The organism is Flagellimonas meishanensis (assembly GCF_019880545.1).
Taxonomy (GTDB): Bacteria; Bacteroidota; Bacteroidia; order Flavobacteriales; family Flavobacteriaceae; genus Flagellimonas; species Flagellimonas meishanensis.
The window spans coordinates 936,498-953,211 of sequence record NZ_JAINVW010000003.1; the positions used below are offsets into that span (position 1 = coordinate 936,498).

Genomic DNA, 16,714 nt, shown 5'->3' on the forward strand with positions numbered 1-16,714 from the left:
AACCCTTTTGATAATGGCCCGGTTTCTAAACCTATTCCATTTTTTGTTTCTTTTTTGGTGAAAAGGCCTGCATTTCTGTAAGAAAAGGGAGCGTGCATCAGGTTTTTATTAACAATTTTAACATTATTGCCTTTTTAAATAATTCATTTTCAGATTTTTACTATATTAGAAAGCCGATAACTAAGCATATCATCGCTTCAAAATATCTTCGGTTAGTTTCCCGCTCATAATAGACCCTTACTTGCAGTTGAGGATGGTATATGGTATTTGAAATTTAGCAAGTTGTTGCCCGACATTTCAAATATGACTGATTTCGTTATCCAGTAATCCGGCTAAACCATCAGTTCCCGAATTGTAGTCTATTTCTATAGAAATCAACCTTAAATCCATAAAACAATGAAAAAAATGATTCTTCAATGCACCCTGTTGGTGTTAGTGTTAAGTGCCTGTCAACAAGCCCCTGTGAGGTATACCCAGAATTCACCCGAAATTGAAACGGTCAAGCAACTTATTTCCAATTACGATAGCAAAAACTACGATACCAGTATGTATGCCGATACCTCCAAGACGTATTACAATACCAAGGACAATCCGATGAGCGCCAACGAGGCCATGGATTTCCATAAGGATTCAGATACCAACTATATCTCCCGAGGATTTGGCGGTTCGCACCAAGAGTATGAAATGGTTATTACCGATAAAGGGGAGACTTGGGTGAACTCTTGGCTGGATTGGAAAGGAACTTTGGCCGCCAACGGTAAAGAAATCGATATCCCAATACACCTGACCTTTCAATTTGTAGATGGAAAAATAGTGAGGGAACACGGTTATTGGGATCCCACCACGGTGGTTTTAGAGCTACAAAAAATTGAAATGGAAGCCAAAATGGCCGAAGAGGAACAAACAGAATAATCACTAACTAAATATCAACCTAAAACTGTAAAAATGAAAAAAGTACTGATTACATTATCATTGATTCCCTTTTTAATGTGGGGGCAAGAGAGCCAGCAGGCGCCTATTTTTATGAACGTTATGATGACCCCGCATCCGGAAAAAATTGCGGCCTTTGAGATGGGAATTGCCGAACACAACAAAACCTATCATGGCCCGGGAGCAAGCCAGGTAAGCGTTTTTTGGGTGACAAGCGGGAAAAATTCCGGTAAATATATTTGGAGCTTGGGGCCAACCGCTTGGGCGGCGATGGACGAGGCGAACAACTATGATGAGGCCCACACCAAACACTGGAATGAAAAAGTAGCTGCCAATGCCCTTCCAGAAATGGAGACCACCTATTGGAAAAACAGCTTAAAATACTCCAATTTCACCAAGGATTTCAGCTTGAAAAACCTTTCAATCTTCATGATAGATGTCAAAAGGTTCAAGTACAGGGAAATGATGTCCGTTTTAGATCGTGTGCACAAAGTGTTCAAGACCAAAGATCCGGATCATCAATGGGGCGTTTATTTCAATGAGCTTAACAATATGGATGGACAAGATATGGTCTGGGTGGACTTTTTTGACCAATCAGCTTGGATGGGAAGAGATGACATGTTCCCACAGTGGTATGAGGAAGTGCACGGTGCCGGAAGTTTTCCAGAATTCTTAAAGGATCTGGATGATACCACTCATGGTGATTCTGCGGAACTCTGGGTTTTCAGAAAAGACCTTAGCGGGGCAACTGGCGATGTGCCTGGTCCAAACAATTAAAAAATAATTGTCAAAAAAAAAGCAGAAAGGCCCTTAAAAAGGGCCTTTTTTCATTTGAAGCTAAATCTCCAAAACAGGACAAGGTAAAATCATTTACTTCTGATTATCAAGTGCTTCTGCCCTGTATTTCATCGAAAAAAAACATAGAAGCTATAGTTTTGAGGTCATATTTGCCATATTTGCTCCCATTAGTTTATCAAATAAAACCCCATACTATGAAAATGAAGTTCTTATTTATTGCCAGTTTTTTTCTGTTGGCATTTACAAATTGTTCCGAGGACAACAATGGCACTTCCGATACTGGAAGACTGACCTTGCAACTTACCGATGCCCCTTTTCCATTTGATTTAGTGGCCGAGGCCAATGTAACTGTGTTCAAAGTGGATGCAAGACTTGCGGATGGTGAAGCCAATCAGGATGAAGAATCCATGGATGACGAAAATGAAGGTTCCGAATTCATAACCTTAATGGAGCAGGAAGTTCCTGTTAACCTGCTCGATTTGACCAACGGCACGACCGAACAATTGGCCGATGTGGAAGTTCCGGTCGGCACTTATGATTTGATTCGCGTATACGTGCGTGGAATCAACGTGGTGTTGACCGACGGAAGGACCTTTGACCTTAAAGTACCCAGTGGGGCCCAAACAGGAATCAAAATTTTCATCGCCCCCGCCCTTACCATTGCCGGGGGAATCAGCAGCGATCTTCTCTTGGACTTTGATGTGAGCCGTTCCTTTGTTGCCAAGGGCAACACGAAAACAGTGGATGGCATCAACGGTTTCAATTTTAAACCTGTGATCAAAGTGAGCAATCTCTCCACCGCGGGAACATTATATGGAACCGTTACCACCTTGGAAGAAGAGGCCAATGTACCGCTGGAAAATGCACAAATTTCCGTTTTCGATATTAACGATGCGCCTGTTACTTCAGGAGTAACAGATGCTGATGGGAATTATATGATTATGGGACTTGATGCAGGCAGCTATAAAGTGTTCGCGTCTTTAAATGGGTTCGTTGACAGCGAAATGATGGATGTGGAAATCGTTGCTGGAAACAAAACAACCCAGGACTTCATTCTGGACCCAGAGGGATAATTTGCTTTTTTAAAAATGACATGGGCGGGAGTTTTCCCGCCTTTTTTTTGCATCCTTCGGAAAGTTTTTTCAATCCTGCACAATCAGGTCCGCAAAACCGTAGTATTTATATCTTTGTCGGTTCAATGGATTGCCATTCATCTTAATCAGTAACATGTACATTCCCCATTATTATAAAAATGAAAACCTGGATGAAGTAAAAGGTTTCATAAAACAAAACAGTTTTGGAATTTTGATCAACCAAGTGGATGGAAAACCCTGGGCCACGCACATCCCCTTGGAATTGGAAAAGGATGAAAATGGTAAGGATGTCCTTGTGGGCCATATGGCCAAGGCCAATCCACAATGGAATAATTTTCAAGATTCGCCCGAAGTGCTTTGCATCTTCAATGGGCCGCATGCCTATGTTTCTTCTTCTTGGTACCGGGAAGAAGAAGTCCCAACATGGAACTACATTGCTGTGCATGTGTATGGAAAGATACTTATACTGAATGAGGCTGAAACCATGGCATCCTTGCACAGGTTAGTGGACAACTATGAGCAAGGCTCCAAAAATCCGGTGTCATTGGAGAAGATGTCCCCGAAAACCTTGCGACAGGTAAAAGGTGTTGTGGGCTTCCGAATTCAAATTTCTGACATTCAGGCCGCATATAAACTTTCACAGACCCGTACGGAGGACCATGCGAAGATAATTTCAGAATTATCGCAAAAAGATGATGCCTCTAGCCAGGCCATTGCAGATCACATGGCCAACAACAAGAAATAACACCTGGTTTTTACTCATTGTCCTGGAACATGGTATCTGCCCAATTTGAATATCTGGGATTCTCCACGTGCATGATCCAAATATCATCGGTGTACTGGCCTTTCATTTTTGAACGATAGGCTGCGTAGGCTTCCTCATTTTTTTGGTATTTGGCCAAGTACACGTAGTTGAGACCATTATCCGGGTTCTTGAAATACCTGGCATCCAACCCCTGCGACTTGAGCTTGGCCATAAAGTTTTTAAGGTACTTTTCGTTCTTGAACACATTGGCAACTATATAATGTCCTTTACCTACCCCATCCAAATTGATGAAACGTTCAATGGGCATGTAGTCGCCCCCGGTGAAGGTTCCCTTGGTGTGTGCTTTTTCTTCCTGTTTTAGCGTTGGGGAATCGTTGGAGGCCACCCGATCGGTCTCCATCTTGTTGTAAATGGAGTCAAGATCTTCATTCTTTGCCAAATATAGTTTTTGGGCCTTCGCTTCAATTTCAGGACTTTCATCGTTGGTGTGCCTTTTTACCATGCGCATGACCATTTCGAACCGTTTTTCCAAATCCCTCTGCCTATGTTCCTCAAGGGAATCCATCTTAAAGATCAGCTCATTGATCACAGCATAGTTATCCTGCTGTTGTGCTTTCAGTTCTTCAATCTGTGCTTCCCAAAATGCCAGATCTTCCTTGTTTGTGGGACGCAAGGTGGTCTTGGCATCCAACCTGTCCTTTTTTTCAATTTTTTGGTCCTTTGTATCTGCACCAAAAGTTCCCTGGATTGGCTTAGGGTCTGTGTTCGTATCTGCAACTATCATCACGTTCTTGGACAGATTGGGTATAAACGTATACGCTATGGACACCTCATGGGTGACACCCAGATTGGTAAGATCGCTGCTTATGTTCTTTTCAAAGTTGTACCCAAAGGAAAGTCTTCGGTTCAGGTTGAATCCCGTCCCCGCGGAGGCTCCATAAAATTGGTCATATCCTCCCTGTATCCAACCCAGCTTGGGCAAGTCAAGAATCAGTCCGCCACCGAAAATGGGGTCTTGGTTGGCTTCAAATCGGGCCCTTGCCAAAGGCAATAACCTCCCATCTTCCAAAATACCAGCACCATTCTCAAACTCATGGGCAAATTGGATGTGACCGGAAAAGGTCTTCTCGTTCAACTCGGTCAGGGATTTCCCTGTGTTGAGATTGTAATCCACCAAGTTTTGCGCAAATAGCCCAAAGTCAAATTTTCCTACGGAAAGGTTTATTCCCGGTTGCAAGGAAATGATCGATGTCTGCGTGGCATCATTTAGCAAGGGATCATCATCCAAAGCCACTGCCCTATCCGGATCAAAATTGCTCACATAATAGGGAATATTGACCCCAAAGGTAAGGCTGCTCTTCTGCCCCAGCCGAATGCCGTGGGCATAATTTGCCATAACGCCGAGGTTGGATATGATTCCTTCCTGCTGATTATAAAGACTCAATCCGAGCCCAATTCTTTCATTCAATCTGCCACTATAACTCAAAAAATAGTTTTGATTGTTATTGTCAAAGCTGGCACTTTGGCTTCTGTGGAACAGGTTTACATAGGATTTGTCCTCCCTGACCACCGAAAATGTAGGGTTGATCAAGAACCGATTGAATTTCAACAGATTTTGAAATGGTACATTGTAGCTCACATACGGATTGTTTTCCTGTGCGGAGGACATATTGCACAGAAACAGGCTCACCGCTATCAATAAGAGAATCCAGCGGGCATTATAAGCTATTAAGAATTTTTGGAATAGGGGTAGTTTTATTTCCATAGCCGAGAACTTTTTGTAGGTTAACCGACCTGCAGGGGACAGGTATGTGTATTTTAATTAAACTCATTAGTAAGATTTGGGATACTTATAAAGAGATTTTCAATATTTCATTATAATTTTACGGCAATTCTCGCTAAAATCCCAATTTACTCGTTGAACGGCGCAAAAAATTAGGGTATAAAATCCTCCCAAAGGCCAACTTGACTTTCCATTTCATCGATTCGCCCTTTTTTCCAATAAATTTTTATTTGTCCTGCTTTTCATTTGCATTAATTTTGATAGGATGTTCGCATACTAAATTGGTCATGAACAATAGTGTGAAAATTGTACCCTTCTCTGAGGAATATGGCGGGGCTTTTAAGGCATTGAACGAGGAATGGATTGTCAAATACTTCAAGATGGAGGAGATGGACCATATCTCCCTGAACCGACCTAAGGAATACATCCTCGACAAGGGAGGCTATATTGCCATAGCCCTATGGAACGACGAGGCTGTGGGAGTCTGTGCCCTTATTCCCAGCGATCGCGAAGGGTTCCAATTTGAATTGGCCAAAATGGGTGTCTCTCCGAAAGCACAGGGTAAAGGTATTGGCAAATTACTGGGAAACCACATAATAGCAAAGGCCAAGAGCCTTGGTTGCACAAAACTCTATCTGGAAAGCAACCGAATCTTGAAACCTGCCATCAATCTGTACCTAAAACTGGGCTTTGTGGAAATGGTAGGAGCCAAATCACCCTACGAACGCAGTGATATCCAAATGGAGTTGGATATGGGCAAGTAACCTTCCGAAGAACTTTTTCCCATTCATCACATATACCACAAAACACCGGGAATCGATATTTCCTGGGATTCGATAAGGTTATTCATTCTGTGCATCTACACAAAAAAGATGGGAAAAGTATTTATATATCACTAAAAATGAGTACCTTAAGATAGGGTTATTAAATTTGGGTATCATGGGAACAGTTAAAAATTTGAACAAATGGGCAAATGCCCACACATATTATCCTTTGGATTTGCTCCGGGTGGCCTTCGGCGTTTTTCTATTTGTTAAAGGCGTAGAATTTATGTCGAACCATGAGCAAATGATGGTCATGGCGGCACCATTTGAGGACATGCCGGGTGGTATGATCATTTTACATTACATCGCCCCTGCACATTTTGTAGGTGGATTTTTGATTGTGGTGGGCTTGTTGACCCGCTGGGCCTCCATTGCACAGCTGCCCATTTTGTTGGGTGCGATTCTCACAAATTTCCTCGGTGAGATGAACACGGTCAATTTGATTATGGCTCTAGTGGCTTTTATGGTCTGTATTTTCTTTATTGTCTATGGTTCCGGCAAACACTCGGCAGATTACTATCTGAAGATGCAAAAATAGGGTCTACAGATTGTCCAACTGGTTGCTTTTGCCATCGGAACTAATGGTCCAAAAGAAACCCACAAAGAAAAAACTATCCGCTGCGGGCCTAATGGCCCTGCGGTCAAAAATGCCATTGGCATTGGGCACATCGGCGTATTGGTAATTGTTGACGTTATTGAACCCCAACACATTATTCACAGAAAAATAAAGGATTTTTTGCTGGTCTATAAGATAGGCCCAGTTAAAGCTCAAGCTGTTGAACGCCTTTGTTTTTTCTGCCATAAATTCGGGCGTGTTCGGGTTATTGTATGGCCTGCCGGAGGCAAAGGAATAGGAAAATCCCACTTGGGACCGTAAATCATCCACCCAATATTTGGTTACCAGCGAAGCATTGTGCCTCGGTGCAAAGTTTGGCGTTGCCCTCTCCGTAAAATCCCTGAAGTCTCTTTCTGTGTCCAGATAGGAATAGGAAAGCCAATAGTCCAGGTTTTTTACACTTTTATTGTCCCTCCAAAAAATATCCAATCCGGTGGCATAGCCAGACCCATTATTGTCAAAAATCGAATTGAATTGGGGCTGCTGTGTATCATGCTTCACCAAATTGTGGTAGTCCTTGAAATACGCCTCCGCCCTGAACGTCTTTCCATTATCCAAGTATTGATAATTAAGGATATAGTGCGATGTTCTTTCAGATACCGGTGTTTCATCAAATTTGAGCACTTCATTTCTGGGGTTTTGGTAAAAATCACCATAGGCCAAGGAAAACTGACCTTTTTCCCCAGGCTTGTAGGCCAGCGAAACACGGGGAGAAATAGTGAAATTGGCCAAAAGTGAGCTGTATTCTCCCCTTGTCCCCACCTTCATGGCCAATTGGTTGTTGAAAAAAATGTTGGTCTCGGCAAATCCCGCCCACAGTTCATCGTTGAAACCACTCCCAAAAAGCTGCCCTTCGGATGAGAAAAGGGTATCCTCGTAGTCGACAACAAAAAGTTCGCTGCCCATGTCCAGTTCCAATCTGCTGCTGAAACTTTTGTGCAACTTCACTTTGGCATGCATTGCCGTTTCCCGGGTTTCTATGGTGTCCCCAAGCAGCACAATGTCGTTGGTGTCCCAAGTAACCGAAGCTCCAACGGTCATGCTCCAGTCATTTTCAAAGAAATGTTTGTAGGAGCTGTTGACATATAGGTTATCATTCGTCAATTGAAATCGGACAAAATCAACAAAGTTGATATCCTCTTGTTCTATATCCAATTCCGCATGATTGAAAGCCGTGTAAAATTTGAACATGCTTCGGTCACCCTTGCTCCTGAAAACGGCTTCGCCCGATATGGATTCATAGGGGCTGTTCCAACGAACACCCTGTGTGGATGGAATCAGACTTTCATAAGGCGCCAAGTTGATATATGAGGTGTTCAAGCTCAACGATTGATCTCCCCAAATCTTGGTATGGCCCAAACCCGCTCCTACCGACATGGCAGAAACATCGGTTTTTTCCTGAACGGGCACATCCGAGGTATTCAACAAGAGTACGCTGGATAGGGCTTGGCCGTACTCGGCGGAATACCCGCCTGTGCTGAAGGTAATCCCCTTGAACAAAAATGGGGAAAATCTACCGCGTGTGGGAATGTTGTTGGCGGTCGCATTGAAAGGTTGAAAAACCCTGAGTCCATCCACAAATACTTGGGTCTCACTGGCATCCCCACCTCGCACAAACAGTCGACCATCCTCATTGACCGTGGTGGTGCCCGGCAAGGTTTGCAACGCTCCCACAAAATCGCCCACAGCACCAGCCGTGGTCACGATGTCCAAGGGTTTCAGCACAGAAACTTTGGAATTGTCGCCGGCCTCAAAAGTTCCTGCGGTCAATGTAACCCCCGTCAACGTGTTGATGGATTCCACCAAAGCAATTTTCAAGGCATTGAGGTAATTCACGTCACCCAACTCGTAATGGGGTTCGTAGGAAAGCATGGAAACCACCAAAGTTTGGGTCCCTGTTTCGGTGGTCGCAAAACTAAAATATCCATTTTCATCGGTGGAGGCACCATCATAAGTGCCCTCCAGGTACACATTCGCACCTGCAATGGAGTTTCCCTTCATATCGGTCACCAATCCGGATATGTCCGTTTGGGCGTGTAGGTTGATAACAAAAAATAAGCTGCTCCAAAATACTAGGTGTTTCATGACCACTTTTTTGATGGATCAAAATTGCCCCATCATCTTTTGAAGAACTAAAAGGAAATACTGAATTGTCCATTTTAAAGGATGAATTGAATCTCGTTTTCTTGCAGTACAATTCAGTGTAAAAAAACTACAATTCGGTCATGAAGATTTCTTTCGTGAAGGCTGCCGGACCAATTTTGGGACCATAATCAAATTAAAAAATACATTATGAAAACTGTAGTACTATCATTGACACTTATGTTGGCAGGTCTAATGGGATATGCCCAAGAAAACGAAGGAATCCAAATTAAGGTTACCATTGACAATGTAACCAGTGATGAAGGTCAGGTCTTGGCCAGCTTGCACACTGAGGATACTTTTATGAAAGGTCCGGGAATCCAAAACATGGCGCACACTATTGAAAATGGCACGGTGACATTTACCTTTAGTGGTGTTGCACCGGGCATGTATGCCATTATGGCCCTTCATGATGCCAATACGAACAACAGAATGGATTACGAGGATAATGGCATGCCCAAGGAAAGCTATGGACTTTCCGGAAACAAAGCTGCTTATGGCCCGCCTAACTTTGAAATAGCAAAGTTTGAGGTCGCGCAAGAGGATCTGGAGCTCAGCATTCGGTTCTAAAAGTTCGTCTTCCTCTAATCGAAAAGCCTGCTTCTCGCGGGCTTTTTTATTTTCTCAAAAAACATTTACTAACTATAAGATTTATTGATGGTTTTTCATATTTTTATATTTCAAACTTATTGTTTATGACCATTACCCAACTTCAATATGTGCTTGCTGTGGCCGAGTATAGGAATTTTACGCTGGCCGCTGAAAAAAGTTTTGTTACCCAACCTACGCTGAGCATGCAGGTGCAAAAATTGGAGGATGAACTCGACGTACTCATCTTTGACCGTAGCAAAAAGCCCATATCCATTACGGAGGTTGGAAAAAAAATTGTGGCCCAGGCCAAAAATATCGTTGCCGAAGCGGAACGCATCAAAGATATTGTGGATCAGGACAAAGGGTTTATTGGTGGGGACTATACCCTGGGAATAATCCCAACGGTTATGCCGACCTTGCTCCCCATGTTCCTGAACACCTTCATCAAGAAATATCCGAAAGTGAACCTTATTATCAAGGAACAGCCCACCGACGTAATGATCCGTAACATTTTGGATGGCCATCTGGATGCTGGCATTGCGGCCACGCCCTTGGAGATAGAGTTTATCAAGGAGCGCCCATTGTACTATGAGCCTTTTGTGGGTTATGTGCCAAAAAACCATCGCCTTTCCGGGGAAAAATCATTGACCACCGAGCATTTGAATTTGAACGACATCCTGCTCTTGCAAGACGGGCATTGTTTTCGGGATGGTGTCATCAATCTATGCCAGTCGCCCAAAAACAATAATGGCGAACAGTTCAGGATTGAAAGTGGCAGTTTTGAAACTTTGGTCAGTTTGGCGGACGAAGGCATGGGCATGACCCTTTTGCCCTACCTGAACACCCTACAACTTGAATCCGGTAAAAAAGCATTCCTAAAACCATTTGACAATCCATCTCCGGCTCGGGAAATTAGCCTGATCTACCACAAAAGCGAGCTGAAGATTCAAATTACCGAAGCGCTGAAAGAAGTCATTTCCAGCATTGTACGCGGTGCAATAGCCTTTCAGGATGTGAAAATCATCAGCCCATTGTCAAAAAATTAGCGGACTCGCAAATAAAAAGGGCCACTAAAAAGTGACCCTGGATATTCATGCTTTCAAAAGCAGCAGCGTGGGCTGCAATTCTGGCTTATCAACGATAAAATACCGAAGCCAGATCTTAAGTTCTTCTATTTCATCAGGTAACAACCGTGAAACAGCTTTCTTCAATTCTTTCGCGAAGAGTTTGGCATCAAAACTAACTTTCTGAAGTACGGTTTTGGTGTAATCTAACATAGCTCTGGGCATGGGAATTTTGTTTTGTTTAAAAATTGGTTGCTATCGAAATTAAGGAAAAACAGCCTTATTTGTTCATTCAGCCAGTTAAAAATTGGATAAATTCGTGTTAAATTCGATAAACAACCTTATGCAAAAACTTGGATTCAAATGTTTTAACTGTTTGATTGCCATTTTTTTATGTGGTTCATTTTTGTTTTTTGGATGCTCCTCGCTCAAAAAATCCTTGGATGCCAACCTCAATATCGAACCATTCGGGAATTCCTTGCATGGATTGGTCGTTGTTGATGGAAATACCAAAAAACCGGTTTACCAGCGTTTGGGCAATACTTACTTTACCCCAGCGAGCAATGTAAAGATCTTTACTTTCTACACTGGCCTAAAATTGCTCCCTGAGCGCATCCCCACGCTCCGGTATGCCTCGGTAAACGACACCCTGTTCGTAGAGGGCACCGGTGACCCCACATGGATGCATCCTTATTTTAAGGATAGCACGGTGATTGCCTGGCTGCAAACACAACCCGTGATCGCCCTTCATCTTAAAAATTTTGAAGGAGAACGTTTTGGGCCTGGATGGGCCTGGGAAGATTACGATCTCTACTTTTCACCAGAAAACAACGCCATGCCATTTTACGGGAATGTGGTTTCCCTGATCAATGTGGACAGTTTGAAGGTTTTCCCTGCACATTTCAAGCAACAAGTGATCGAGAAAGATACCTCCATGGCCAGGGATGAATACTCCAATACTTTTTATCTGGGAACGGACCAGGACAGTCTTCAAGTTCCATTTAGGACCAGCGATGGACTGACCCATCAATTCCTTGAAAAACTGTTGAAAAGAAAAATCACTCTTGTGAACAAGTTTCCAGCCCGTGAGAAAAAAATGCTCTATGGCATGGAAACCGATTCCATTTACAAGAGGATGTTGCTGAAAAGCGACAATTTTTTGGCAGAGCAACTCTTGATAACGGCCTCATCAACACGCTCTGACACCCTGGGTATCCAAAGGGTAATTACATACATGCTTGAAAACGATTTAAGGGATTTGGACAACGAACCACGATGGGTGGATGGTTCCGGACTGTCACGTTACAACCTGTTCACCCCAAAATCCATAGTGCAGGTGCTGCAGAAACTATATGACGAAGTTCCAGAACAGCGCTTGTTTTCCTTGTTTCCGATGTGGGATTCCACGGGAACGGTTGAAAAATGGAAGGATTTGGACACCAAGCCGTTTGTTTTTGCCAAATCCGGTTCCTTGGGCAATAACTACAACCTTAGTGGATACCTCAAGACAAAATCCGGCAAGCTGTTGATCTTCAGTTTTATGAACAATCATTTCCGAATATCTACCGAGGAAGTACGCCATCAGATATACCAAACCTTAAAAGTCCTGCGCGAGCGTTATTGACGCAACAGATTGTTAATTTGGGCATATTGCAATAGCATGATGGTCTTAGCATCCCGTATTTCACCCGTCCGGATCATTTCAAGTGCTTTTGGGAACGACATTTCCAAAACCTCAATATGCTCCGTCTCGTCTTCAGCACCTCCTCCCTCGCCCACTTTCATCCGGTCTTCGTATTCAGCAATAAAAAAGTGAAGGATTTCGGTCACGGAACCCGGCGACATATAAGATTCGAACACTTTTTTTACCTTATCCAACTTATATCCGGTCTCCTCCTCCACTTCTTTTTTAATGGTTGCTTCGGCATTGTTCTTTTCCAAGAGTCCTGCGCAGGCTTCAATCATCATACCATCTGGGTTTCCGTTTACGTAGGTTGGCATCCTGAACTGCCGTGTGAGCACCACCGTATTCTTCACGCAATTATATAATAAAATGGCTGCCCCATTGCCACGATCGTAGGCTTCCCGGACCTGGGTCTCCCATGTACCATCTTCCCGTTGATATTCAAAAGTAATCTTATGCAACGTGTACCAGTTGTCGGACAGCAGCTCTTTTCCAATATTTCGGACGTTTCCGTATTTCATGATTTGATCTTAAATGGATACCGCCTGATTCAGGTAACGGCGAAAGGGGAGCATCTCCATATATACTTGAATTATTTTTTCCTTAAAATCACTTCGGAATATCGCTTCCCTTTTTAGTTGATGCTCAACGCCGAAGGTTTTGTTCCTGAGCAGTTCAATATGGGGGTGGTCATTTGAAAAACCCTTGGGCGCCTGGGTTAATTTTTCATCTTCGTACAGACTCCCGAATATTTTTTTAAAGGAAGGTTTGTCCAGTATGGCCTGCAGTTCCTCGCCATCATAATCAATGCCCTCCCGAATACTGCGAAGGGTCTTGGCATCGGGCCGCCATAACCCTCCGGCCAAAAGACATTGTTTCAACCCGATTTCGATATAAAAATCGGCTGAACCGGGCGCTTTGTCCAACCCGGCACCAAAATGATCTTTGTACACCGGCTTGTGCGGATGGAACATTAAATTATTGTTGATGCGGTTTATCCCCCGCTTGCCAGGAGTGGGGTAATAATCATCGTGCAGCTGTGCGGCGGTTACGTCCAAATCATCCAACCAAAGTATGAATTCCGCCCGAAGCGAATGGTACCACTTGCGATTGGCATCCATCCATTCCTTGTTGTTGTTCTTTTGGAGTTGTTCCAGAAAATCAAAAAGATTGTGAAAATCCATGTTGCGAACATAGAAAAAAGACACCTATTTTTTGGTTTTGCCAACCCTTAATTTCAAATGGTGCAAAAAGATTTCGCACTTCCATTTTATTCGGTTCGAAATGACCAAAAGTATCTTTTCAAGAAACATCCAACTTCCTGAGCCAGCATTCCAACTCCTTTATCCCAAACCCTAACCCCTTTTGCTTGTGTTCTTGCCATTGACTTCAAAATCCGCCATCTCGCATTCAAAATCTAGAATCTATTATCCCCATCCAACAAGTCCCCCAGACCTCCTAAAATGCTTCCTTCGCCTTTATCTTTTCCGCCTCCCTTGGGTGCAGCGGCCCAAACGCGTCCTGCCAATCGGCTAAAGGGCAGCGATTGAATATAAACGGTTCCTGGCCCACGAAGTGTGGCAAAGAAAAGTCCTTCGCCTCCAAAGACGGTATTGCGGATGCCACCGATAAATTCGATATCATAATCAACCGTCTGTGAAAAGCCAACAATGCACCCGGTATCCACTTTTAACACCTCGCCTGCGGCCAGTTCCTTTTTTGCCAAGGTTCCCCCGGCATGCACAAAGGCCATTCCATCACCCTCCAGCTTTTGCATGATGAATCCCTCACCGCCAAAAAGCCCGCGGCCCAGACGCTTCGAGAACTCAATCCCAACGGAAACCCCTTTCGCTGCGCATAAAAAAGCATCTTTTTGACAGATGAACTTGCCTCCCTTTTCGAAAAGGTCTATGGGCAGTATTTTTCCCGGATAGGGCGAAGCAAAGCTTACTTGTTTTTTTCCTTGGCCCACATTCAGAAAAGCTGTCATAAACAGGCTTTCACCAGTTAAAATACGTTTGCCTGCGGAGAAAATCTTTCCCAACACCCCAGAATCCTGTCCTGAACCATCGCCAAAAATGGTGCTCATTTTAATATCGCTGTCCATCATCATAAAACTGCCGGCCTCCGCAACCACCGCCTCTTGGGGGTCGAGTTCTATTTCCACATATTGCATTTCTTCGCCGTAGATTTCATAGTCTATTTCGTGTGCATTCATTTTTTGATTGTTTTTTGTTTACTGCCCAATAAGTTGATCAGTTTCTCAATTTGTTACGGTTTTGTGCAACAAAAAAGCAGTCCGAAAGACTGCCTTTATGATGCTGGAAGGCTATTTTGATGCCTAAATTTCCACTACAGCTGCATCCGGTGCATTTTTCTTCACCGATGCAATGCCATTTTCCATGGCAGAAGTAGAGGTGTACATTTCACTTTTGCCAATGACCTGTCCGTTGGACGCCTTTAAGTTGAAATATGGACTGCCATCCTTGGCGGTCTTACGCTCAAAGCGGTCGTCGTTCTGAGAATTGGTCCTTACGGACTCAATGCCGTTCTCGCAGGCCGACTTACTGTTGTAAGATTCGCTGGTGAGGATAACCTGACCGTTTCCGGCCTTTAGGTTGAACATTGTTTTGCCAGAACTTGTGGATTTAATTTCAAATTTTCCCATGGGTATTAAATTTCTGTTTTAGTGTTGGAAATGAAATTACTAAAAATTAACATATATAAAAAGAAGATGTTCAGCTTTTCACCTTCACTGTCCATTCAAAATGAAAAGTGGACACCGTTACGCCTTCAGAATTTACCCCGACCGACTTCATCCAAAGGGTCTGCCCCTCCCCTGTTTCAATGGTTTTTTGAATAGCCTGGGCAATTGAATCTCCATCCTCGCAGGTAAAGATGATCCTGCCCGTGGCTTTTTTGGTGAAAGTTGCCTTGTTGTTCGCCACCAACATGGATATGTTCTTTCCACTTTTGTGAATCTCATTCATTACCATGGCGCCAGTGCTCAACTCGGCGGCCATTCCCTGCACTGCCCAAAACATGGATTTGAACGGGTTTTGATTGAACCATCTGTGTTTCACACGGGTTACTGCCTTTTTTTCATCAATATGGGTCAAACGTACCCCGCACCACCATGCGGATGGAAGTTTAAGAAAAGTGAACGTGTTGATTTTGCTAGGTGTCAATGCCATGTCATCCATTTAGTGCATGCTAAAATACCTAAAATAATAACTACAATGATATGTTAAATAAATGTTAATTAATAGTACTTTGTTTTGCATAGTACCATCTTTTGGATATATATTTGCATCGTAAGCTAATAGGTAAACTAATTTGTATTCAAAAATCATCGATCAAAAATGGCTGCAACTTTAACCAAACACGAAAGAAACCTGTCCGCAATAATCCATGCGTCCACCTTCTCGAAGTATTTTATTCCCTTTGGGAACTTCATACTTCCCTTGATTTTGTGGACCGCAAATAAAAAGGAGCATCAATTTGTGGACTACAATGGAAAACAGGCCCTCAACTTTCAGATAAGCATGTTGCTCTACTCGATTGTCGCCGGCTTGATCAGCATCCCATTTTTTATCGGTTTTTTACCGGATATGTTCGATTGGGATTTTTTTCGTCTACATAAGCTGAGTGATCTGAACAATTTGAACATCCACATCAGCAGTGACGATTTTAGGTTTGGAAGATTGTTCTGGCCAGCGGGCATAAGCGGTTTGCTTCAAGTGGCCCTGGCGGTGATCAATATAGTTTATACCATTTTGGCGACCATTAGAACCAATGAGGGGCAAACTTTCAAGTATCCATTAACCATAAAATTCATCAAGTAATGGGGAAGCTGCTGATTATTGGAATATTCTTGACTATGGGGATGCTTTCGCTTAGTGCCCAAGTCTCAAAAGATTCAAAGTTGTACCAAGAAATAGTTAAAATGGACCAAATTTATTTTGGTGCCTACAATGAGTGCGACATGGCAAAACAAGCAGAGCTATATGATGAGGATATTGAATTCTACCACGATTCAGGCGGCTTGGAAACCAACAAAGTAGCATTATTGCAAAGCATTGAAGATAATATCTGTGGAAAAGTGACCAGGGCATTGGTGCCCAATAGTATTGAAGTTCACCCGATACCTGGTTTAGGTGCCGTAGAGATAGGGAAGCATAGCTTCTTTAATAATCAAGAGCCTGATGCTAAATCGGATGCGAGTAAATTCATCATCATTTGGAAACAAAATGAAAACAATTGGAAAATAAGTAGGGTCATCAGCCTACACTGATCTAAAATAAAAAGGAGTTTAATCACTTGCCCTGAACGAAGTCGAGGGGCCAATCAAAAAACGAACAAATCATCAATCAAAAAATCAATCAATCAAAAAACGTTTCCACTCCCCTGCTCATCACAGGG

19 protein-coding genes are annotated in these 16,714 nt (G+C 43.2%); 11 read left to right on the top strand and 8 right to left on the bottom strand.

Annotation, left to right across the window (positions count from 1 at the left end):
- The first annotated feature begins 396 nt into the window (after positions 1–396).
- The 4 genes from K7G75_RS12230 (at position 397) to K7G75_RS12245 (ending at position 3,567) form a co-directional block, all read left to right on the top strand.
- Positions 397–912, top strand: a complete 516-nt coding sequence (locus tag K7G75_RS12230; protein ID WP_222984528.1) for a nuclear transport factor 2 family protein — start codon at positions 397–399, stop codon at positions 910–912.
- A gap of 33 nt (positions 913–945) precedes the next feature.
- Positions 946–1,707, top strand: coding sequence for a hypothetical protein (locus K7G75_RS12235; protein WP_262420343.1), 762 nt, complete (start codon positions 946–948; stop codon positions 1,705–1,707).
- Between the two features lie 221 nt (positions 1,708–1,928).
- Complete coding sequence (locus K7G75_RS12240) at positions 1,929–2,801, top strand: DUF4382 domain-containing protein (protein WP_262420344.1); 873 nt, start codon at positions 1,929–1,931, stop codon at positions 2,799–2,801.
- A 154-nt stretch (positions 2,802–2,955) separates the two neighbouring features.
- Positions 2,956–3,567, top strand: a complete 612-nt coding sequence (locus K7G75_RS12245) for an FMN-binding negative transcriptional regulator (RefSeq protein ID WP_222984530.1) — start codon at positions 2,956–2,958, stop codon at positions 3,565–3,567.
- Between the two features lie 10 nt (positions 3,568–3,577).
- Here K7G75_RS12245 and K7G75_RS12250 read toward each other — a convergent pair whose 3' ends face one another.
- Positions 3,578–5,353 carry a PorP/SprF family type IX secretion system membrane protein gene (locus tag K7G75_RS12250; RefSeq protein WP_222984531.1) on the bottom strand — a complete coding sequence of 592 codons (1,776 nt, stop codon included), beginning with the start codon at positions 5,351–5,353 and terminating at the stop codon, positions 3,578–3,580.
- A 305-nt stretch (positions 5,354–5,658) separates the two neighbouring features.
- On the opposite strand from K7G75_RS12250, the gene K7G75_RS12255 reads away from it, so the two are divergent.
- Positions 5,659–6,135 (top strand): GNAT family N-acetyltransferase, encoded by a 477-nt coding sequence (locus K7G75_RS12255; RefSeq protein ID WP_222984532.1) that lies wholly within the window; start codon positions 5,659–5,661, stop codon positions 6,133–6,135.
- A 175-nt stretch (positions 6,136–6,310) separates the two neighbouring features.
- Positions 6,311–6,733 carry a DoxX family protein gene (locus K7G75_RS12260; protein WP_222984533.1) on the top strand — a complete coding sequence of 141 codons (423 nt, stop codon included), beginning with the start codon at positions 6,311–6,313 and terminating at the stop codon, positions 6,731–6,733.
- Positions 6,734–6,736: 3 nt separating this feature from the next.
- On the opposite strand, the gene K7G75_RS12265 is transcribed toward K7G75_RS12260, so the two are convergent.
- Positions 6,737–8,896: a TonB-dependent receptor gene (locus tag K7G75_RS12265; RefSeq protein ID WP_222984534.1), complete on the bottom strand. Its 2,160-nt coding sequence runs from the start codon at positions 8,894–8,896 to the stop codon at positions 6,737–6,739.
- A gap of 207 nt (positions 8,897–9,103) precedes the next feature.
- On the opposite strand from K7G75_RS12265, the gene K7G75_RS12270 reads away from it, so the two are divergent.
- Positions 9,104–9,523, top strand: coding sequence for a DUF2141 domain-containing protein (locus K7G75_RS12270; RefSeq protein ID WP_222984535.1), 420 nt, complete (start codon positions 9,104–9,106; stop codon positions 9,521–9,523).
- Between the two features lie 125 nt (positions 9,524–9,648).
- On the top strand, positions 9,649–10,590 hold the full coding sequence (locus K7G75_RS12275) for a hydrogen peroxide-inducible genes activator (protein ID WP_222984536.1): 942 nt from the start codon (positions 9,649–9,651) through the stop codon (positions 10,588–10,590).
- A gap of 45 nt (positions 10,591–10,635) precedes the next feature.
- On the opposite strand, the gene K7G75_RS12280 is transcribed toward K7G75_RS12275, so the two are convergent.
- Positions 10,636–10,833: a hypothetical protein gene (locus tag K7G75_RS12280; protein WP_222984537.1), complete on the bottom strand. Its 198-nt coding sequence runs from the start codon at positions 10,831–10,833 to the stop codon at positions 10,636–10,638.
- 118 nt (positions 10,834–10,951) lie between these two features.
- Here K7G75_RS12280 and K7G75_RS12285 point away from each other — a divergent pair, with 118 nt between their 5' ends.
- Positions 10,952–12,232 carry a D-alanyl-D-alanine carboxypeptidase/D-alanyl-D-alanine-endopeptidase gene (locus K7G75_RS12285; RefSeq protein ID WP_222984538.1) on the top strand — a complete coding sequence of 427 codons (1,281 nt, stop codon included), beginning with the start codon at positions 10,952–10,954 and terminating at the stop codon, positions 12,230–12,232.
- Here K7G75_RS12285 and nudK read toward each other — a convergent pair.
- The 5 genes from nudK to K7G75_RS12310 form a co-directional block, all read right to left on the bottom strand.
- Positions 12,226–12,813, bottom strand: coding sequence for a GDP-mannose pyrophosphatase NudK (gene nudK / locus K7G75_RS12290; protein ID WP_222984539.1), 588 nt, complete (start codon positions 12,811–12,813; stop codon positions 12,226–12,228). The two genes, K7G75_RS12285 and nudK, sit on opposite strands and share 7 nt — an antisense overlap.
- 9 nt (positions 12,814–12,822) lie before the next feature.
- A complete protein-coding gene (locus K7G75_RS12295; RefSeq protein WP_222985027.1) occupies positions 12,823–13,476 on the bottom strand; it encodes a DUF2461 domain-containing protein in 654 nt (217 codons plus the stop codon).
- 233 nt (positions 13,477–13,709) lie between these two features.
- On the bottom strand, positions 13,710–14,510 hold the full coding sequence (locus K7G75_RS12300) for a TIGR00266 family protein (RefSeq protein ID WP_222984540.1): 801 nt from the start codon (positions 14,508–14,510) through the stop codon (positions 13,710–13,712).
- Between the two features lie 123 nt (positions 14,511–14,633).
- Positions 14,634–14,960 carry a YegP family protein gene (locus tag K7G75_RS12305; RefSeq protein WP_222984541.1) on the bottom strand — a complete coding sequence of 109 codons (327 nt, stop codon included), beginning with the start codon at positions 14,958–14,960 and terminating at the stop codon, positions 14,634–14,636.
- A 70-nt stretch (positions 14,961–15,030) separates the two neighbouring features.
- A complete protein-coding gene (locus K7G75_RS12310; RefSeq protein WP_222984542.1) occupies positions 15,031–15,486 on the bottom strand; it encodes a DUF4442 domain-containing protein in 456 nt (151 codons plus the stop codon).
- A gap of 168 nt (positions 15,487–15,654) precedes the next feature.
- Here K7G75_RS12310 and K7G75_RS12315 point away from each other — a divergent pair, with 168 nt between their 5' ends.
- Positions 15,655–16,137, top strand: coding sequence for a DUF4870 domain-containing protein (locus tag K7G75_RS12315; RefSeq protein ID WP_222984543.1), 483 nt, complete (start codon positions 15,655–15,657; stop codon positions 16,135–16,137).
- Positions 16,137–16,586 (top strand): nuclear transport factor 2 family protein, encoded by a 450-nt coding sequence (locus tag K7G75_RS12320; RefSeq protein WP_222984544.1) that lies wholly within the window; start codon positions 16,137–16,139, stop codon positions 16,584–16,586. Before K7G75_RS12315 ends, K7G75_RS12320 begins: the two co-directional genes overlap by 1 nt.
- The last annotated feature ends 128 nt before the right edge of the window (positions 16,587–16,714 follow it).